This window comes from Paenibacillus sp. J31R98 (assembly GCF_056269245.1).
In genome coordinates, this window is sequence record NZ_JBWDNO010000007.1 from 309274 (window position 1) to 329826 (window position 20553).

The window sequence follows — 20553 nt, forward strand, 5'->3', positions numbered from 1 at the left end:
CCGGTTGGCTAACGAATCGTAGGCATCTTATTCGGCCGAATGCAGCGCTTGGGAAAATGTAACGAATTCCAGCAGCGCTATTCGGCACTTTGGCTGACGAAAGTGCCTGATTTAGTCGGAATAGCGCTTCTAGGATTCGTTAGATCCTTGAGGCGAGCTAGATTCGCCTAATAGGATCGCTGGAGTTCGTTAGCGTTAGCGAGCGCCAACTACATAAAAGAAGTGCCCGTGTAAAAAGTCCAACTGACTTCTTACACGGGCACTCTGAACCGCTCTCTTGAATGAGCGGTTTTTTGCATTTTATAGGAGAATAACATCCACTATGGCTCCCGCTTCCACGCCACTTGCACCCGCCTTCAGCCGAATAAGTACGTCCGCATCAGGGATGGACGCCATCATGCTGGACTTGGCGAACGCCAGCGGATCGGCGTAGAGCACGCCGCCTTCGGTAGAAAGGCGTGCACGCACGAATCGCTCGTGCGGACTGCCTTTGGCGAAGCCTGCGGCGAGCTTCGCTGTCGCCTGCTTCGGCTTTGCGTTGTCGGCGGCTGCGCCTTGAAGCCGACGCAGCGCCGGCCGCGCGAAGAGCTCGAAGCCGACGAAGCAAGCGCCGGGGTTGCCCGACAGCGCGAGCAGCAGCTTGCCGCCAACGACAGCGGCGGACGTCGGGCTGCCGGGGCGCATCGCCGCCTTGTTGAACAGGAGGCGGCTGCCTGGAGGCAGCTCGGCGGAGGGGCTGGCCGTGGCGGCACTGCCGGGGACGCTTGGGACGGTATGGCCACCAGTGCCGACCGCGGCAAGGTCGCTGGTCGCGCCGGATTGGCCTGCGGCGCTTTGGACGCTTGGCGCGGCGGGTACGCTAGTCGCGGAAGGATCGACGGCACTTGGGATGCTTCGCACGACGGAACTGCCGCAGGCGATTGGGACGCTAGTCGCGGCGGAATTGCCCGCGACGGCAGGTGCGCTAGTCGCAGCGGGACTGCCAGCAGCTCTAGCCGCGGCTGCTCCCTCACTTACTTGCTCTGCCGCCGAGCCGGCGGCAGGCAAGCCCGCGAGCAGACTCGCCATCACATCATAATCACCGACCGATACGCCGCCGGTGGTGATGATGATGTCGCTTTGCGCGAGCGTAGCCGCAATCGCGCGAGCCGCGGCTTCCGGCTCGTCCGGCACGCGGCCGAGCAGCAGCGGAACGCCGCCGCTTTGCTGCACGAGCGCGGCGACCATCGCGCTGTTGCTGTCGCGGATGCGCCCCGGCTCAAGCGGCGCCTCAACCGGCAGCAGTTCCGTGCCGGTTGCCAGCACCGCTACGCGCGGGCGCGCGAACACCGGCACGTCGGCGCAGCCAAACGTGCCGAGCAAAGCGACGTGGCCCGGCCGCAGCTTCGTGCCGGGCTCTGCGAGCACGCTCCCGCGGCGGAATTCCTCGCCGAGGGGCGCAATGTTCTGCCCGGGCTCCGCGGCGCGTTTCACGCGCACCGCGGTTCGCCCGTCAATAAGGGCATCCGCCGTCTGCTCCAGCATGACGACGGCGTCAGCCCCCAGGGGCACCGCGCCGCCGGTCATGATGCGGACGGCGGTGCCCGGCTCCACGGCCGCGGAGGCAAGCTTGCCCGCGCGGACCGTATCCACCACGCGCAGCGTCACCGGTTCACTCGGTGACGCTTGCGCCGTATCTGCGCTGCGGACGGCGAAGCCATCCAGCCCCGACCGCGCAAAAGGCGGCCAATCCGTCGTCGCAACAAGCGGCTCCGCCAGATAACGGCCGCAAGCCTCCCACAGCGGCACACGCTCTTGCCGCCCCGGCACTGCCGCTTCAATGACGAGGCGTATCGCCTCATCCACTTTGACCGCGCGCCTGCTAAAACGCGTCTCCCCCTGCAGCTGCACAGCCATCTTCTCCTTTACGCTTTCCGTAACTATCTATTTCCCCATTGTAACAGAAACCGCTAAATCAGTAATACATGCTTATGCTATACTAATCTCAGCTCTAACCATTACCCTTTATAAGGAGCACTGAGCCAGATGCCATCTGATCAAAACAGCCATCATGCCGTACCCCCACAGGCACAGCAAACACCATTCGTGCTCCAAATCGTCGGCTACAAAAACAGCGGCAAAACAACGCTGCTCGCCCGGCTAACCCGCATGCTGAAACAAGCAGGTTTCACTGTCGGCACAGCGAAGCACGACGCACACGAATTCACGATGGATACGCCAGGCACGGACACATGGCAGCATCAAGAGGCCGGCGCGGATATTACCGCGATCAGCTCCGCATCCCGCAGCGCCATAATTAGCAACCGAACCGAGCCGCTCTCCGCGCTCCTTGCCCATATGCAGCAAGTCGACATCGTACTGGTCGAAGGCTTCAAGCAAGAGCACTATCCGAAGCTTGTGCTTCTTCGGAGTTCCGAAGACGAGCCGCTGCTCCAATTAACGAATATTGCGATGCTTGCTACGTGGGACTCTTTTGCCCCTACCTCCCCCCTTCCATCCGGCGTCCCTACTTTCGCCATCAACGACATCGATGATATCTACAACCAACTCCTCACCTTTCACCAACATAAATAAGACTGCTCCATTCAAGGAGCAGTCCAGTCTAAATGTTTCCTCAGTATCCCCCCTCAAGATTCACTCTTCCTCCCCCTTTCGACGCTCTATCCCAATGTAGCTGGTCTGGTGGACCTCTATGCCTCAAACCTGGCAGTTTCCGCAAATGTAGCTGGTCTGGTGGACTTCTTCGAGTAGAATGAGTATCCCCCAGGGTCACTCTTTCACTAAATTCAGCGTTTTTAACCCGATGTGTATCCCTCAAGGTCACTCTTTTACCGTTTTCAGCGATTCCGACCCAATGTGTATCCCTCTGGGACACTCTTCTCCTATTTCGGAATCTCAGCCTCTTACTCTTGCTCTTGCTCTTGCCCTCACTCGCCCTGGCCCTGGCCCTGGCCCTTGCCCTCTCCTCACCCAAAAATCCTACTCCCCCGAATAATAAAACAGGTTCACTTCTACGACGGCGCGAGCAACCATTAGTACGATCAATATGCCAAAAAAGGCGACCCTCTTCTGCAGCTGCAGCGAGAATCACCTATACTCGGACTTATTCGAAGCTTTATTGACGTTCATGAGGGGACTGCGCCTCACACGGAATTGCTTGGCACCAAGCTGTTAACCGAACTCGTGAGCGAGATCATCATTTCCGCCCATATGTCGCCCAACGAATACATCATCTTCTTGCGGATTGTCAGGGCGAAGCACTGCTCAAGTACGCTGACATCCCCCATCGCATCAATCGCCGATGAGGTCGGCATTGACCATGTCAGCCATTTCATTAATCTGTTCAAAACCCGCGAAGGGATTACACCTTTTGCCTTCCGCAAGATGTGAAACACCCTCTAAGTATTGAGCAGAGCTTGCAGCTCTTCCTATTCCGCCAACCCATGCTTATGCGCATAGATAGCCGCTTGCGTCCGATCATCAACGCCGAGCTTGGCGAAAATATTCGTCACATGGAACTTGACGGTCTTAATGCCAATGAACAGCTCTTCGGCGATCTCCTGGTTGGATAAGCCCTTGCCGACGCATTTGAGCACATCCATTTCCCGTTCCGTCAGCTGCTCATGGAGCTTCTGCGCGGCCTCTGCCTTCGGCTGGCGGAATCGATTCATCATCTTAGCGGCAACTTGCGACTCCAGCACCGATTGACCTCGTGCAGCGGCTCGAATTGCATCTGCAATCTCCGTCGCGCGTGACGTCTTGAGCAGGTAGCTGAACGCGCCCGCTTCAATGACCGGATACATTTTGCCATCGTCGAGGTAGCTCGTCAGGACAATGACTTTGCAATCTGGATACAGCTCAAGCAGCTTGCGCGTCGTTTCAACGCCGTCCATGCCCTCCATTACGAGATCCATCAGCACCACATCCGGTCGGTAGGCTTGCGCAAGCCGGATGCCTTCCATCCCGTTGCTCGCTTCCCCGACAACTTCAATGCCGTCCTCGGTATTTAATACGGCCGCAAGGCCAATACGTACCATCTCATGATCGTCAACAAGCAGCACTTTTATTGGCTGTTCCAAGCTGTCCATTCGTTCCATCGCTTCCACTTCGTCATTTCCCCTTCCATCAAGCCCCGCCCGTAGGCACCCATATATCGATCAGCACGCCGTTGCCCGGCGATGTAATAAGCTTCAATGAACCGCCGAGCACGTTCACCCGTTCCTCCATGGTGAGCAGTCCGTAAGACGTTTGCTTCTTCTCTTCCAAATTAAAGCCAAGACCATCATCCTGCAGCGTCAGTCTCACATGCGAGCCTGCATGCTGCAAGTAAATATTGAGATGCTCGGCCTTCGAATGCCGCAGCGAATTGGACAATGCTTCTTGTGCAATCCGGAACAGATGATCCTCCGCTTCCGTATCCAGTTTAATGGTCGGATCGGCCTCCAATGTAATAGTCATCGGCACCTTCTGCTTCAATTCATCAATGAGGCTGTGCAGCGCCTGCCCGAGGTTCTTGCCATCGAGATGTACGGGACGAAGATGCAGCAGCAGCGCGCGCATCTCGGACTGAGCAACGGAAGCCATCTCCTCGATCAGCTGAACTTGGCGCTTCGCCCGCTCCCAATCCTTCTCAAGCGTCCGGCTGACTGCAGTTGCCGTCATGGATATCGCGAACAGCTGTTGGCTAACCGCATCATGCAGTTCACGAGCGAGCCGTTGTCGTTCTTCGATAACCGCAGAGAACCGAACCTGCTCGGTCCACGCTTCATCCTCTTCGGTGAACGACTCCGGCGGCACTTGTGCTCCGCCGTCTTCCGACATCAGCGTTACCCGCTGCTGCCGCTTGCTACGCTGCTGATCGGTGAGCCGCTGCACCGCTGCGCGAAGCTTAATTCCTTGCAAGTAGCTGTATACTGCAGCGAGCGCAAGCGACAGGGCAATGACGGACAGCCCAATGAGTGCGGCGTTGCTCTGCAATGCGAACAGCTTCACATAGCCCGTTCCTTGCAGCAGCAGTACGCTGAGACCTAGAATAACGAGCAGCCACAGCACTGTCTCCGCCGCATTTTTACGCTTCTCCGTTAGGCTGGGCAGCGGTTCTGCACTTTTCAGATAATCTGGGAACCTTGGTCTGTCTGCTTGGACAGGCTGCGAACGATAGGCTCCCATTTGCGCTCCCGTTCCTGCTTCCGCACCAGTACCCGCCCCGGCTTCCGCGTGATCCGGCGTTTTCGGCGAAGACGATTCCGCTGACATGCTGTTCCCCCTTAAGTCTATGTAACTGCAAAACAAGCCGCAAGGCCGATGCGGCAATTGCGCATCGACCAAGTATGGCTACATCATTTGCAGATTCATTCTTGTTTTATTCACCTGTTGGCGTTTCGATGGTTGCTTGCGTCGCAGGAGGATTCAGCTTGCTCTTGAGAAGCTGCAGCTGTTCTTCCACTTGCAGCTGCTTCGCTGTATCAACTGTCCCGATTGCTGACTGTGCACCGGATGCGCCGTAAGGGACGCGCGAAACGTCTGCTTCCGCTTCCAGCTGCATGATCTTCTCTTCCATACGGCTGAAACCGCGGGATGCGTGACCGCTCTCGATGGAGTGCACGGCAGATACTTGCGCCATTTGCTTCTTCGCCTTCGCCATTTGGGCACGGGCTGCAAGCTCATTGCGTTTGTTGCGCAGCTGATAGTACTCGTCTTTCATGCCATGCAGCTGGTTCATCAGCTCATCCGCTTGCGCTTTCGCGCTTTGGTGAAGCTCTGTATATTCCGTCGTCTTCTGGTCGAAGAAGATTTTCTCTTCGAGCAGCTTGCGAGCAAGCTCTTCCTGACCGGCGCGAAGCGCTGTTTCTGCCTTCGCCTCACGATCGCTCACCCCGCGAACCGCTTCCTCAAGACGCTGTTTCATGCGGCGCTCGCTAGCCATTTGCTTCGCAACAGTCAATTCCGCCGTATGGATTTCAGCCTCCATATCGCGCAAATATTGATTCAACATGACGACCGGATCTTCCATACGGTCTAACAGCTCATGCATCGACGCCTTCGTCATATCCCTCATCCGTTTAAAAATACTCATATTAAAACTCTCCCTTCTCATGTTTCGCTAATTTAGCACGAAGCTCTTCGATTTCTTTGCGCAGTGCGCGTTTCTCCAGATCATCCATCATCGCATCTATATTCGAAGCCGACGTTTGTGCCGGAGGCTGCTGCCAGCCGGCAGCGCCAGGACCAGGCTGAGGTGGGTTCGTATAGGAACTTCCACCGCCAAAGCCTCCAGCACCACCTGCACCGCCGAAGCCATGACCGCCGTGGTTACCTTGACCACCCTGTCCGCCTCCGAATGGGCCGTTATTCCAATTCCCATTGTGGCCGGTCGGACCGTAGCCCCCGTAGTGATAAGGGTCCTTCGGAACGACTAGACCAGCCAAGATATAGACTAGAATTAATGCTCCGCTAGTAAAGACGGTTACGACGATCAGAAGAATCCGCAGCAGCGTCGCATCAACATTCAGCATTTCGGCAAGACCGCCGCATAAGCCAAACAGTTTCTTATCGCGGCGCGACCGGTACAGTTTCTTCATTACGACTTCCATCCTTCCTGCTGTAATTTACGTTTCAATTGCTCCATCTCACGCTCTATCGTGTTCTGAAGGGCAAAGCCCGCTTCGCTTATCAGCTGTCCGCCTGCTTTACGCAGATCGCGCAAACTGCGCGCTTCCAGCTCCATATCGCTGATTCGGTCTTCCAGCTTGCGGAACATCCCGCCAGGCTGCTGGCCCGGCGCATTCGCATTGCCGCCTGTGAACCGTTCGTTCATCCGCTGCTGCAGACGAAGCGACTCCATACGTGCGGAGAAGTATTCCCGCTTGTCATATACCGTCTGGTACTCGCTGCGCAGCTCGCGAAGCTGCTGCTCTAGCTCAGTTGTGCCTTGCAGCGCTTGCTCGTAGAGCTCGCGGTACTGCGTCGCACGCTCCTCGCTGGATGCTTTCTCCGTCAGCGCAATGCGCGCTACATGCTCCTCGCCTGCTTTCAAGGCGATAATCGCTTGCTGCTCGCGCTTTTCTTTCAATTGCTCCGCTTGCAGCCATTGTGCTTTTAGATGATTGCTATGTGTCAGGCATTGCTGGTACAACCGCTCTGCCCCGATAATCTCTTCTCTAGTCGACCAGAGGAACTGGTCAATCAGCTTGACGGGATCTTCCGCTTTCTCCAAACGCTCATTGAGCGTTGCAACCGTCATATCCCGAACTCTCCGCATGATGCTCATCGGTTCGCCTCCTTTGTCCCAATTAAATGTTAGTTGCTATAGCATCGTATTTACTTAGACGCGTTTGTGGCGATTCTTGAATAAGGAGACGCCCCACACGATAACGCCGATTGCGATCAGAAGTCCGATAATCTTACCCATCTGGCCAAGAAGCATGATTGCGCCGACGACGATCAAGATGCCGCCAATTACCTTGCTGTTATTGCGAAGTCCTATTACGCCAAGTCCGATTAGGATGAATGGCATCAGCAGACTAATAATCCAGCCGAGGTGAATACCGATAAAGTTCATGATCATGAGTGCGCCGATTACGACCAAAATAGCGCCCAGTGCATTTTTTCCGTTCATTGTTTTAGTCACCGCCTTTCGTTATTTAAACTGCATGTGTTTATTTCTTACGATTTCTTTCTTTGTTTGTTGCGTGTTTTGCTTATGTACTCATGATAGGCTTTTTCAGAACGATTCAAAACGGACCGAGGGCGGTTTTTCATACTGGACCTCAGGCGGGGACCTCTCCGTACCTAAGGCGTAACACCGGTCCGCCTCCCGGCCATTACCCGTCAAAAAAGGGGCTTCAAGACGTCACAACGTCCTCGAAGCCCCTTCATTAATCCTCATTATAGCTGGCCTTTCCGATACTCATTCGGCGTCATGCCGGTCAGCTTCTTGAATACTTTGCTGAAATACTTCTCATCTTGATACCCAACCATCTGCGCAATTTGCACGACACGCATATTCGGATTCTCCAGCAGCCGCTTTGCTTTGGCGATCCGAATGCGGCCGATATAATCCGACAGGTTCTCGCCAAGCTCCTGCTTGAACTTGCGCGAAATATACTCCCGGCTGAGGTAGAAATGGTTCGCGATGTCCTGAAGCGAAATCTCCCGCTGATAGTGGGTCTCGACGTATTTCTTAATTTCGTAGATGACATTGCCCCTCTGCTGCTTCAGCTCGCGAAGCGACTGCTCGAAGCGGATCAGATCTTCCGCTAATGCCTGCTCCAGCTGCTCAAGGGAGAACCGACAATCCACCTCATACCGAAGCGCGAACACATCCTCGCCAATTGCCGGTCCCGGCGAGTCTCCGCTCTCCTCCAGCCATGCCTTCGACCATTGCGAGCACAGCACGCTGTACTCGCTGCGCCACATCTCAATCATGTCAGGCGTAATGCGTCCGGCACCCGCAGCCTCTCGCGCCCAATCGGCCACCGCATCGCGGATCCGCTGCGCCTGTCCGCTATGGAACGCGATTCGCAGCGACTCCCCATGATCGGATAGATGAACAACCTGCATTCTGCCCCGAGGATCCAGCTCCGAGTACAGATGGATGGACTGTCCCGCTTCAAGCAGATTGCGATGATGCAGCGCAGCGCTGGCTTCTAGGTATGCCGTCTTGAGGCCCGACGGGAACGGATAAATGCCGCCTAGGCCAAAATGAAACGATGTATGAAGCGTACGTTTAAAGCCTTCCTGCATCCGGTTCAAGCTTTGCGTCGCTTCCTCAAGCCTGCTCCACAGGATCACGACAATTTCCCGCCGCTGATTCCAATAAGAGAAGGCATAGCCCAGACGCGCTTCCTGCACAATCTCGTTGCTAATATTCATCATCGTAAAGTAGAACAAGTCTTCATCCGATGAGAACGATCGCAGGCTCACTGGATTCACGCCCTCGAAAGAAAGCACCGCTACCCTGACAAGCTCCGCCGAGGCGGGCAATCCAAATTCCTGCTGAAGCAGCTCTGCCTGCGCCAGATAAGACTGCGGTTCCTCGATCATCTGCGAGAACACCTTGTCCCAATACACCGGCTTTAGCTGGTTAAGCTCCATCACTCGATTCTGCGATAGCGTCCGATCTTGATTCTCCCGGCACCACGTCTCGATCGCATGCCTTACCGCCTTAATGAGTTGCTCCGGTTCGATTGGCTTCAATATATAGTCGAGGCCGCCGAAGCGAATCGTCTCACGCGCCAGATTAAAATCATCATAACCGCTAATGACGATCGTCTTGCTCGTCAGCTCCTGCTCATGAATCCAGCGCAGCAGAGCGACGCCGCTCATCACCGGCATCATCATGTCCGTGAAGATAAGCTCCGGCTTCTCCCGCTCGATCATTTCTTTCGCGCTTTGCCCGTCTGCTGCTTCGAGCAGATCCGTTATGCCAAGCTCTTCCCACGGGACCAGGAGCTTGATCGCATCACGCACATGCTTCTCATCATCTACAATTAACGCTCTCATTGTTCGGTTCCTCCTTTCGCAAGCGGAATAAGTACAGTAACGGACAAGCCCGCTGGCATCCGCTTATCCAGCTTAATTTGGGCAGCCTGTCCATTGTACAACCTTAGCCTTGCAATAACATTCATCAGACCAATGCTTGCGGATTTATCAATCACAGAGCCATCCGGCTCCTCCATTTGCAATGGATGATCCTGCTCGCCTGTCAGCATCTCCGCCAGACGTTCGAGCTCATCGCTTTCGATGCCTTTGCCGTTGTCCATAATTTCAAGCACGAGCATCTCATCTTGAATGGTGCTTGTAATTTGGATCTCGCCTGTTTGCACGCCGCCGGTGTATCCATGCTTGAAATAATTTTCGACGATTGGCTGCAGCAGCATTTTCGGAACCATAATGTTCATCGTCTCCGGTGCGAATGATGTTGCCACGCGCAGCTGCTCGCCGAAACGTTCCTTCTGCAAGTCCAGATACGCCAGTACATGCTGGACTTCGCGTTCAAGCCGAACCTCTGTCTCTTCGGTCGTCATGCTGTAACGCATCATTTTGGCGAGCAGTGTAATGAGACTGTAGGTTTTATGCGCATTTCCTTGAAGTGCCTGCGTACCGATCGACTGCATCGCATTGTACAGAAAGTGCGGGTTAATCTGCGCTTGGAGCGCCTTGAGCTGGTTGGTCTTGTTCGCAAGCTCGAGCCTATATTCCTGCAGGATGAGCTGATCGATCGTCTCCATCATGCTCTGCATCCTTCTTGCGAGCAGGCCGATCTCATCCGTATTGCGCACCTCGAGCGGAGCCGACAGATTGCCTGCCTGCACTCTGTTCATATAGCCGATTAGCCGCTTAATCGGCTCGGTCAGCTGGAACGAGATGAAGACCGTGCCAATGAGCGCGATGAGCAAGAAGCCTGCAGCGATCAGCGAATTGATGCGCGTTAGCGTCGTAGCTGTGCTATATAGATCCGAATACGGGATTTGTTTAATGATTGTCGCATTCATATAAGGCGTTGCGAGATGGTCGTAAAATATGATTCCCGAGAAGCTGTCGTCCTTCCATACAAAATGCCCTCTTCCGGTCGTTTGCGCAAGCTTCGCAGACCAATTCTGTTTCAGCTTCTTCCCGTATTCCTCAGGCTGAGATGAGTATAAGTAACTGCCGGCCTCATCCGTGATAGCAAGGCGCTCACGTCCATTCTGATTGTACAGCTGCTCGCAGATCCGGTTGAAGCTGTCCATTTTCAAGTCGAACGACAACATGGCGATCACCATCTTGGTTGGCGTCATATAGATCGGCCGATGCAGCGTAATGACAGGTTCCTTCGACGTCTTCGACTCCGGCAGCGAGAACTGCATCCCATACTGCGTGTTCATATGCGTCGGTTCGATGAACGGATTCGCTTCCCCGTTCCGGTCCAGCGGCACCTTGTAGCTCGGGTTATATTCTCGGCGGAAGAAACCGTTTATCCAAAGATTGGACTGGCTGCCGCTCGGGATAAATAGGTGCAATTGATAAATATCTTTGCTCGCTTGTGACAAACTAAACAAGTGCAGATAAACCAAATCATGACTTGTTGCGACCACGTTGCTGCTCACTGGCTTCGTAATCGACTTCTCCAAGTAGGTATATAAGGAGTCAGCCGCATTGATACCGCCGTAGACCGACAATGACAGCTGGTTGATCGTGTTGAAATAGCTCACGATATTGTTCTTGCCAAGCTCCAGACGGCTGGAATTCTCATTTATTGCCGCATCCGTGACGGAACGCTTCGTATAGAGATTGGATACGGCAATCGATGCGCCGATTGGAATTATAGTCGCAGCGAGCAAGAAGAAGATAAGCTTCTTGCGAATGCTGTTTCGAATCATGTTGTTTTCGCCTCCATCCAGTCATTATTGTATCAGGCAGGTCAATATATTCCACCCTACTCTTCACGATCTTCGGTTTTCCGGCAGGAGGGGGTGCTATATACTGGTTCCTAGCGTACCAAAAGATCACGCAAAACGAACATCTAGAGAGAGGAGCGACTCAATTATGAAAAACAACCGGCTCAGCCAATGGATGCAGCAACTCGTCTTTGTAGGACCTGGCTTGCTGTTCTTCCTGGCTGTCGTGTTTATCCCGTTTTTGCTCGGTTTCTATTATTCCTTTACCGACTGGAACGGACTCGATATGAACAAAGCAAATTGGACAGGGCTTCACAACTTGCATCTGATCGCATCAGATACGAATTTCTGGCAGTCCCTTGGCTTTACGCTCAAATTTACGGTGGTAACCGTTATCGGCGCTAACGTGCTTGCATTCCTGCTCGCGATGGTATTGTCGAAGCCGCTCAAAAGCCGCAACTTCCTGCGGACCGTGTTCTTCCTGCCGAACGTTATCGGAGGGATTCTGCTCGGTTTTATTTGGCAGTTTATTTTCACCAAGGGTTTCACCACCATCGGTGAATTGACGAATCTTCCATTCTTTAACCTGCCATGGCTCGGAACGCCGACAACTGGCTTCTGGGGGATAGTCATCGTCTTTATTTGGCAAACTGCTGGTTACATGATGGTTATTTACATCGCGGCGCTTGCCGGCTTGCCTAAGGATCTTACGGAGGCTGCCCGCATCGACGGCGCGAACTCCTTCCAGCTGCTGTACAGCGTAATCGTGCCGCTCATTATGCCGGCGATTACGATCTGCTTGTTCTTAACAACATCGAATGCGTTCAAAATGTTCGATCTTAACCTGTCGCTCACCAAAGGCGGCCCGGGTACATCAACACAATCGCTTGCATTCAACGTATATGCCGAAGCATTGAACAACAACCGCTACGGTCTAGGCACTATGAAAGCCATGCTGTTCTTCTTCGCAGTCTCGCTCATTACAGTGACCCAAGTTTGGTTTACGAAACGCCGGGAGGTGGAAGCATAATGGAACGCAAAGCGAATTATTCCTTCCCCACTCTTGTTCTGGAGATTGCCGCAATCTTGCTCGGCCTAATCTTCCTCTCGCCGTTTTACTTCGTACTGTCGAACTCGGTGAAGACACTAGGGGAAATTTTGCTGAATGCGGCCAAATGGCCTGCAACTTATCACTGGGACAACTACAAGAAGGTATGGGAGCAGCTTGATTTCCCTCATGTCTTCATGAATTCACTGCTTATTACTGCATTCAGCGTTGCCGGTATCGTGTTCATCAGTTCCATGATGGCTTACCGCCTTGTTCGCAGACCGACCGTGTTTAACAAAATCCTGTTCACGGCTCTCGTCGCTTCAATGATCATTCCGTTCCAGTCCGTCATGCTCCAGTTGGTTCGTATTACGTCCTTGCTTGAGCTGCGCGGCCATATGTACGGTATTATCATTTGCTATTTCGGCTTCGGTCTCGCTTTATCCATGTTCTTATTCCACGGCTTCATTAAGAGCGTTCCGCTCGAAGTCGAAGAAGCGGCAGTTGTTGACGGCTGCACACCTTACGGCGTGTTCTTCAAGATCGTCTTCCCGCTTCTGACACCGATTATGGTAACTGTCATCATTCTAAATACACTTTGGATTTGGAATGACTACTTGCTGCCTGTGCTTGTCATCGGCGGCAACAAAGACTTAACGACGATTCCGCTCGGCATTACGAAATTCTTCGGTGCTTATACGAAGAAATGGGATCTTGCCTTACCTGGACTTGCCATCGGTATCGCACCAATTATCGTGTTCTTCCTCTTTTTACAGAAGTACATCGTCGAAGGTATTACTGCAGGCTCAGTGAAGGGCTAATCAATATGTTCCACCTTTTTGTTCAATGCAATCAGTGTGAGAAGCATGTAATTATACCTACAATGAGAATGTAAGCATTTACAAACCAGACAACTTGGAAGGGGTACTAGAGACATGAAAAGAATTACAGCGCTTGCCATGACTTCTGCGCTTGTTGCACTTCTTGCATCAGGCTGCGGCTCGTCGGACAACGACAAAAACAACACAACGGGTGACACAGGAACCAATACAGGTACGAACACCGGAACTAACGCTCCGTCGAAGGACGTTACGATCAAAGTATTCCAATTCAAAGTTGAGATTGCGGATCAACTGAACGCAATGGCTGCAGAATATGAGAAAGAAACAGGCGTTAAAGTTGATGTTGAAACTCATGGCGGCGGCGAAGACTACGGCGCTCTTCTGAAAGCAGCGATCGCTTCAGGCTCCGAGCCAGAGATCATCAACAACGGCGGTTACTCCGCGCTCGTTCCTTACATGGACCGCGCAACTGATCTTTCGGACCAACCATGGGTAGCCAACCTGCTTGAGACGACGAAAGCTCCTACAACAGTAGATGGCAAACTGTACGGTATGCCAATGAACACTGAGGGCTTCGGTCTGATCTACAACAAAGACCTGTTCCAAAAAGCAGGCATCACAACTGAGCCTAAGACGCTTCCTGAGCTGACTGATGCCGTTGCTAAGCTGAAAGCTGCAGGTATTACACCGTTCGAAACGACGAACGAGTGGTGGTCGCTTGGTATTCACCTTGCTGACGTAGCGCTTGCAAACCAACCAGATCCAGCGAAATTCATCGAAGACTGGAAAGCTGGCAAAGTAACAGCAAAGGGCAACCAAGTGTTCGAGCAATGGATCAACCTTGTTGACCTGATCTTCAAGAACGCACAAAAAAATCAGCTGACAACTGACTATGCTACACAAGTCGCTAGCTTCGCAGCTGGTAAAGCAGCGATGATGCAGCAAGGTAACTGGACACAAGGCGATATCGACAAAGTGAACCCAGAACTGAAACTTGGCGTGCTTCCGCTTCCAATCAATGACCAACCAGGCCACGTATATGTAGGCGTGCCGAACAACTGGATCGTTAACAGCAAGTCCGCAAACGCTGAAGAAGCGAAGAAATTCCTGAACTGGATGGTTAGCTCCGATACAGGCAAGAAGTACCTGACGAAGGAATTCCACTTCATGCCTGCTGAGACTAACATCGACGCGACTACAGAAGACATCGGTTCCATCGCAGCATCCATCAAAGATCAATCCGCGACAGCTCTTGGCTGGCACTGGGATCGTTTCCCAGACGGCACAACTCAAGGCTTCGGCGCTGCAATGCAAGAATACCAAGGCGGCACAATCAATAAAGATCAGCTGCTCGCGAAGTTCGACAAAACCGTTGCAGATATGATGAAGAAATAAGCATCTTGCTGTAAACGTGAACGACCGCTCCCCTGTATAGGAGAGCGGTCGTTTTGTTTTATATCCAATTAGCTTTTTGTTTGATACCATTCGTCAAACTGCTTCTGCTTCTCTGCAATGATTTTATCAACGCCGGATGCTTTCAATTTATCGAGGAACTGTGCCGTATATTTGTCTGGATCGACGGTGCCGGCATTCAATGAACCGAAGTATTCCTTGTACACGTTGACGCATGCAGCTACTTCGCTCTTCACGCTGTCGCTATTGAACGTAAAACCAAGCCCGATCGACGGCTTCGCGGAATCGTTGAATGCTTTGAAGAGATCCCACTTCTTCGGATTCTCCGTATCGAACAAGTCGTTCAAGAATTGGTTGCCAATTTGCCAATTCGTGCCCGGGCTGTACGTCGATTTCGCTGCATCAACGCCGTCCGGATATTTGATGACATTATCTTTGCCTTCCACTTTCACATAGTGCTTGCCTTCAATGCCGTAGTTAATCAAGTTAATCAACGTCTTGTCCGTATGCAAGAGATTTATCAGCATCATGGCACGCTCCGGATTCTTCGAAGTGCGGGAGATCGCCAGCATCGACCCTGTCGTATCGCCGGTCGTAGTTGTCGGTTCCGTCAGCTTGACTTGAACGAGCGGAACGCCGACCGAACGCATCACTTCTTCGGCTGCTCCCGGCTTCAAGGATGCGGTGTAGCTGAACACTTTCCCCGCCTTCATCAGCTCCTCCGGCTTCACCTTCGTTGTTGCCGCATCTTTGTTGATATAACCCGCTTGATACCACTTCCGGCTAAGCGCAGCCGCTTCTTTAAATTCTGGCGTTGCCGGCTCGTTCAGAATCGTTGTTTCTGTTCCGATCTTATGCAGGACGCCTGGCACGGAGTTATCGCCAAGCGTGTCAAAGTTGAGGTTCGTCAGCAAGCCGCTATCGCTGGATACGTAGAACGGCGTCATATCGGCTTCTTTCTCTTTCACCGTCTTCAGCATCGGCTCAAGGTCCGCTGTCGTATGAATCGTGCTCAGGTCAAAGCCGTACTTCTCCACGATGTCTTTGCGCAGGAGTAGGCCGCGGGTTGCCGCTAGTTCCTTGTTCGTCGGAATCGCGTAGTTGCGTCCATTCACCTTCGAACCGTTCAGGAATGCCGGATTCATGACCGCTTTCATCTCTTTGCCGTACTTGTCGATAAGCTCAGTCAGATCAAGAAAAGCGCCCTTGCCGACATTGACCGTAAACCCGTTCCAAGCCGCGGTGAAGATAATATCAGCAGGCTGCGAGGAAGAGATCATCAGATTGATTTTACTGTCCCAGCTGCCCCAGTCAATCGGCATCAAGTCCAGCTTGGCATTGATCTTATCCTTCAAATACGCGTTGATCGCCGCCTCGACCTCCTGCTCATCCTTCTGCGGGGAACCCGGATAATACAGCGTTAAATTCGTTTCTTCCAACTTTGGCGCTGCATCAGCGGATGCCGTATCCGTCGATTTGGCATTGTTTGTGCCGCTGTTACTGCTTGTGTTGCTGTTGCCGTTGCTGTTGCCACTGCTCCCGCAGCCCGATAACGCCAGACCGAGTGCGCACACCAGAGCGAGTGAGGAAATTCCTTTTCTTTTGCCGGAAATCATGCGATAACCCTCCCATGTCTATGAAAGAACAATTTATGCTAACCGGACAATCTATTACGAGTAGTATAGCTTGCCGGAATCAGCCTTTGACAGCCCCGATTGTGAGCCCTTTGACAAAATACTTCTGAAAGAACGGATAAGCCAGAATGATCGGGCCGATGCCGATGACCGCCATTGCCATTCGAATCGCCTCGCTTGGCAGGCGCAGCGTGCCTCCTCCTCGCGTGAGCGCTTCTGAAGCTTGCACATTGGACGTGAGGTACTGGATGTTCAGCATCGTTTTGTACATCAGATACTGCACGCTGACCGTTTCGTTATTGCTGATGAAGATCAAGCTGAGGAACCAGTCGTTCCAATACATCAGCGTGTTGAACAGCGCGATCGTCGCGATGACAGGCAGCGACAGTGGAAGAACGATCTTATAGAAGATTCGAAGCTCTCCCGCTCCGTCTATTGTCGCTGCTTCGATTAAGGCACCGGGAATGGTCGTTTGGAAGAACGTCCGCATGATCAGTATGTTGAAGGGTTGCACGAGCATGGGGACGATCAGCGCCCAGATGGAGTCATCCATGTGCAGGTACTTGGTGTACACGAGGTACCAAGGGACAAGCCCGCCATTAAACAGCATCGTGAAGAAAATAAAGAACGTGAAGCCGTTACGCAGCGGCAGCTCCTTGCGTGAGATCGGGTAAGCGAATGCCGCCGTCAACAGGAGGCTGATCAAGGTGCCAGCAATCGTAACGAACAGCGAGACACCGTAGGAGCGTACGATTTGTGCGGAATCCTCGAACAGCAGCTGATAGGCCATCGTGCTGAATGCTTTCGGGAAGAGCTGGTAACCGTTCTTCAGAATGGACATTTCGTCTGTGAACGAGACAGCGATGACCAGAGCCAGCGGAAACACGCATGCGATGGTGTAAAGCCAGAACAGAGAAGTAATGAAGTAATTGGCGCGCTTCGAGATGGCATTGGGCGAGTGCGCTAACTGTGATGATTTCATTGCCTGTGCCCCCTTAGAACAACGCGTTGTCGCGGTTGATTTTTTTGACGATGAAATTCGATGCGAAGACGAGCACCAATCCGATTGCCGATTGATACAAGCCAGCTGCGGAGGACATCCCGATATCGCCCATGACCATGAACGAGCGGTACACATAGGTGTCGATGACGTTCGTCGTCGGATACAGCGCCCCGGTATCGAGCGTCACTTGGAAGAACAAGCCGAAGTCCGCATAGAAGATGCGTCCAATCTGCAGCAGCGTCATGATGACCATCACAGGCATGAGCAGCGGAAGCGTAATGCTGGTCAACTGCTTCCACTTGCTGGCTCCGTCGATCAGCGCGGCTTCGTAATATTCTTCGTCGATGCCGACAATAGCGGCCAAGTACACAACGGAGAAGTAGCCAACATTCTTCCATGCATTAATGATTGGCAGCAGAATCGGCCAAGCTTCCGGCTTGGCATACCAGGAGACAGGGTCAAGGCCAAGCGACTTCATAATGACGTTGTTCACGAAGCCATGCTCCTCGCCCAGCATCGCAAACACGAGATAGCTGATGACGACAGCCGATAGGAAGTAAGGCAAGAACATCGCGCTTTGGAACCATTTCGCAAGCACTCTACTGCGCATTTCGTTCAGCATGAGGGCACAGCTAACTGCGAACACCAGGTTCGTGGCGATGAATACGACGTTGTACAACAGCGTGTTCCGTGTAATGATCCAAGCATCCGTTGTGGCGAAGAGAAACTTGAAGTTCTCCAATCCAATCCATGGACTTCCGAGAATCCCCAGCTCATAGTTAATCTTCTTGAACGCAATGAGGATGCCGAACATAGGCAAATAATTATTGATGATGACGAGCGCAAGCATGGGCAGCATCATCAAGTAGAGCATCCGGAAGCGGATTAAGCTGCGAAATCTGATACTGCGGCGGCGGCTGGAGTTATGACTGTGGTTATGGCTTTGGCCTTCGCGAACCTGCCTCCCGCCAGTCTCCGCTGCGGCGCTGGCTTGCAGTTTGGCGGACATTGTCTTCATGGTTCATCCTCTCTTTCTCTGGAAGTTTCTCTCACTATCTGAATTATAGAAGGAGGGGATAACCACGCTCTACGCATCGAGGTGACATGATGGACGTTTTGGTTACACATGGTTCTCATGGAAAAAAAGGACATATAAACGACGAAAACCGCCGCAGAGATCGTCTCTGGGCGGTTTCTTGCATCTTATATGCTACGTCACGGAAGCGTCCCGTTCGTAATGATAATATCATCGACATAACCGCGATACTGTCCGGTATCGGCAGCATGATCGTAGTTCAGAATAATGCGATCAATCGTTTTTCCAGCTAACACGGTGCCGATATTGGACTTGATATTCGTCCACGCGTTCAGAGGTATCGCGCCGCCGTGGCCCGCATTCGGATGCATGCTGTAGCCGTTGGAATCGACTGCGCCGCTATCGCGCAGCGTCGTGCCGTCCGTCATAATGAGGTCGACAGCAACGTATCTCGCGTTATTCACCTGTGGATACAGCCAATAGCCAAGCTTCGTCACAGACGTAATCGGAATATTCACGTCAAACACTTTGCACTTGGCGTAAGACGTCGACGTGCTATTGTCAGTGCCTGAGAACATCAAAGTCGCTGTGCCTGTATGCGGCGCTTCTAGACGAGGCGAGCATTCCGGATTAGTACCGGCTGTATAGCCGGTCACGTTGCTGCTGCCATCGAGCGTGTCGAGCCATGTAGGCGCTGCTTCGCTGCTCTCAAATCCGTTCGAGAAGAGAACAGAGCCACCGCCGCCGCCGCTGCCTGGCGTCACTTCGAATGCGACGACTGTCATCGGTGCGATCGAATACGTAAACTGGCTGCCGGAATACGCCTGCGAGGTGCTGGACGTTGGGTTCGTTGAGGCATCCAGCTTCCACACATTAACCGTTCCAGTCGCCGAAGAGATATTTTGTAATTGGACAGAAGCATCATAAGTGACGCTTGCATCCTTATTAACGGCAATAATGTAGGTTTTGCCTGTAGCTGTATCCTTGGACGAGACAAACTCGAGATTGGTCGCTCCGCCGGACGAGGTCAGCTTCTGATTCCCGAAGTGATTGCCGAACAGATGGTACGTATAATATGGCTTGTATGCGCCGTATCCCGCGTTATCCAGCAGTCCGAGCAGATTCGTCCCGGTCTCCGCCAAATTATAAGACATGAACATATCCGCGTTGCCTTTCATCGCATTGATGATCGCGCTCGCCGAATATACCGCGTTAAAGACATTATGGTACTTCGCGTTATACGTACTTCCCCCGTCTTGGTGACTCATGTTGTATTCGGTAATCGCTGCGCCATACAGTTTGCCGGACGGTCCCTTGAAGATGTCGCCAGAGCCGCCCGACTTCACTGTTGCAATATTGTCCTGATAGTGCGGCTTCGTCCATGCGAGGCGAGTAGCGTCCGAGTTAGTAGGATCAGGGCCATAATCATGCCAGCTCAGTATATCGATTTGGCTCTCCAGCTGCTTCGCGGCATACGATAAGTACCCCGTGCTGCTTAAGTCCGACCAAGCATCAACTGGCCCGATTAGCTTAATGGTGCTGTCCTGCGCCTTCATGGCATTCCCGACGGTCTGAGCGAATGTTTTGTAAGCTGCCTGGCTCGCAAATTTGCCATCGCCCTCGATAGTGGGCTCATTCCACAACTCCCAATATTTAATCGTCTTCGTTGCGCCTAGTGCATGGTCCGTATTGTACCGCTTCACGACGCCTTTCATGAAATTGCCGTATTCCGTCCAATTGGCCGACGTAATGGTGCCGCTTGCGTCACGGGTATTCGGCACGCCAGCCGGGAACCCTGCGACGACGAACAGCGGCTCTGCTCCAGCATCGAAGATCGTGTTCAGAATCGCATCCATATCTGTGAGGGAGAACGTGCCGGATGACGGATATGGATCTCTGCTGTTATACAGCATGTTCTGAATCGGATTCACGCGCACAAGCTTAATCTTCGCATCGCTGATTCTCGTCTTGAGCGCTGTGTTTCCCGCCCACCACGCATACTTGTCCGGCGCTCCGACGCCCCAGGTATACGGATTGACCGTTCCCGCATTTGAAGCCGTATCGACGGTAATTGTCGTCGCCGTCCCCGCGAAGCTAACCGCTGCCGGGAACAGCAGCGTCAATCCTAGTGCTGCCGCAACGCCAAGCTTCGACCAAGCCTTCAACTTGCTTTGGTGATAAACCTTCCTCACATTA

General features: G+C 53.0%; 18 protein-coding genes. 5 read left to right on the forward strand and 13 right to left on the reverse strand.

Features of this window, described 5'->3' with window-relative positions; all coding sequences use genetic code 11:
• Positions 1-300: 300 nt before the first annotated feature.
• Complete coding sequence (locus AC0YNX_RS23920; RefSeq protein WP_475818223.1) at positions 301-1896, reverse strand: molybdopterin molybdotransferase MoeA; 1596 nt, start codon at positions 1894-1896, stop codon at positions 301-303.
• A 129-nt stretch (positions 1897-2025) separates the two neighbouring features.
• Between AC0YNX_RS23920 and mobB the strand changes: the two genes are divergently transcribed.
• Positions 2026-2574, forward strand: coding sequence for a molybdopterin-guanine dinucleotide biosynthesis protein B (gene mobB, locus AC0YNX_RS23925; RefSeq protein ID WP_475818224.1), 549 nt, complete (start codon positions 2026-2028; stop codon positions 2572-2574).
• Between the two features lie 636 nt (positions 2575-3210).
• The gene (locus AC0YNX_RS23930) at positions 3211-3390 is read left to right on the forward strand and encodes a helix-turn-helix domain-containing protein (RefSeq protein WP_475818256.1); all 180 of its coding nucleotides are present in this window, start codon (positions 3211-3213) and stop codon (positions 3388-3390) included.
• 38 nt (positions 3391-3428) lie between these two features.
• Here the strand turns inward: AC0YNX_RS23930 and AC0YNX_RS23935 are convergent, their stop codons facing one another.
• From AC0YNX_RS23935 to AC0YNX_RS23970, 8 genes are all read right to left on the reverse strand, one after another.
• Positions 3429-4097 carry a response regulator gene (locus AC0YNX_RS23935; protein WP_475818257.1) on the reverse strand — a complete coding sequence of 223 codons (669 nt, stop codon included), beginning with the start codon at positions 4095-4097 and terminating at the stop codon, positions 3429-3431.
• 28 nt (positions 4098-4125) lie between these two features.
• Positions 4126-5256, reverse strand: a complete 1131-nt coding sequence (locus AC0YNX_RS23940; protein WP_475818225.1) for a sensor histidine kinase — start codon at positions 5254-5256, stop codon at positions 4126-4128.
• 106 nt (positions 5257-5362) lie between these two features.
• Positions 5363-6076 carry a PspA/IM30 family protein gene (locus tag AC0YNX_RS23945; RefSeq protein WP_475818226.1) on the reverse strand — a complete coding sequence of 238 codons (714 nt, stop codon included), beginning with the start codon at positions 6074-6076 and terminating at the stop codon, positions 5363-5365.
• A 1-nt stretch (position 6077) separates the two neighbouring features.
• Positions 6078-6581, reverse strand: coding sequence for a PspC domain-containing protein (locus AC0YNX_RS23950; RefSeq protein ID WP_475818227.1), 504 nt, complete (start codon positions 6579-6581; stop codon positions 6078-6080).
• Entirely contained in the window at positions 6581-7270 is a 690-nt protein-coding gene (locus tag AC0YNX_RS23955) for a PspA/IM30 family protein (protein ID WP_475818228.1), read from the reverse strand. Before AC0YNX_RS23955 ends, AC0YNX_RS23950 begins: the two co-directional genes overlap by 1 nt.
• A gap of 54 nt (positions 7271-7324) precedes the next feature.
• Positions 7325-7618 carry a LiaF transmembrane domain-containing protein gene (locus AC0YNX_RS23960; protein ID WP_475818229.1) on the reverse strand — a complete coding sequence of 98 codons (294 nt, stop codon included), beginning with the start codon at positions 7616-7618 and terminating at the stop codon, positions 7325-7327.
• Between the two features lie 269 nt (positions 7619-7887).
• Positions 7888-9504 carry a response regulator gene (locus tag AC0YNX_RS23965; RefSeq protein WP_475818230.1) on the reverse strand — a complete coding sequence of 539 codons (1617 nt, stop codon included), beginning with the start codon at positions 9502-9504 and terminating at the stop codon, positions 7888-7890.
• Positions 9501-11363 (reverse strand): sensor histidine kinase, encoded by a 1863-nt coding sequence (locus AC0YNX_RS23970; RefSeq protein ID WP_475818231.1) that lies wholly within the window; start codon positions 11361-11363, stop codon positions 9501-9503. The genes AC0YNX_RS23965 and AC0YNX_RS23970 overlap by 4 nt, the downstream gene beginning before the upstream one ends.
• Positions 11364-11529: 166 nt before the next feature.
• On the opposite strand from AC0YNX_RS23970, the gene AC0YNX_RS23975 reads away from it, so the two are divergent.
• From AC0YNX_RS23975 to AC0YNX_RS23985, 3 genes are all read left to right on the forward strand, one after another.
• The gene (locus tag AC0YNX_RS23975; protein ID WP_475818232.1) at positions 11530-12411 is read left to right on the forward strand and encodes a carbohydrate ABC transporter permease; all 882 of its coding nucleotides are present in this window, start codon (positions 11530-11532) and stop codon (positions 12409-12411) included.
• Positions 12411-13250: a carbohydrate ABC transporter permease gene (locus AC0YNX_RS23980; RefSeq protein WP_475818233.1), complete on the forward strand. Its 840-nt coding sequence runs from the start codon at positions 12411-12413 to the stop codon at positions 13248-13250. Before AC0YNX_RS23975 ends, AC0YNX_RS23980 begins: the two co-directional genes overlap by 1 nt.
• A gap of 114 nt (positions 13251-13364) precedes the next feature.
• On the forward strand, positions 13365-14666 hold the full coding sequence (locus AC0YNX_RS23985) for an ABC transporter substrate-binding protein (protein ID WP_475818234.1): 1302 nt from the start codon (positions 13365-13367) through the stop codon (positions 14664-14666).
• A gap of 68 nt (positions 14667-14734) precedes the next feature.
• Here the strand turns inward: AC0YNX_RS23985 and AC0YNX_RS23990 are convergent, their stop codons facing one another.
• From AC0YNX_RS23990 to AC0YNX_RS24005, 4 genes are all read right to left on the reverse strand, one after another.
• Positions 14735-16300, reverse strand: coding sequence for an ABC transporter substrate-binding protein (locus tag AC0YNX_RS23990; protein WP_475818235.1), 1566 nt, complete (start codon positions 16298-16300; stop codon positions 14735-14737).
• 79 nt (positions 16301-16379) lie between these two features.
• Positions 16380-17300 (reverse strand): carbohydrate ABC transporter permease, encoded by a 921-nt coding sequence (locus AC0YNX_RS23995; RefSeq protein WP_475818236.1) that lies wholly within the window; start codon positions 17298-17300, stop codon positions 16380-16382.
• A 13-nt stretch (positions 17301-17313) separates the two neighbouring features.
• Complete coding sequence (locus tag AC0YNX_RS24000; protein WP_475818237.1) at positions 17314-18339, reverse strand: ABC transporter permease; 1026 nt, start codon at positions 18337-18339, stop codon at positions 17314-17316.
• A 197-nt stretch (positions 18340-18536) separates the two neighbouring features.
• Entirely contained in the window at positions 18537-20549 is a 2013-nt protein-coding gene (locus AC0YNX_RS24005; protein ID WP_475818238.1) for a GH39 family glycosyl hydrolase, read from the reverse strand.
• Positions 20550-20553: the final 4 nt, after the last annotated feature.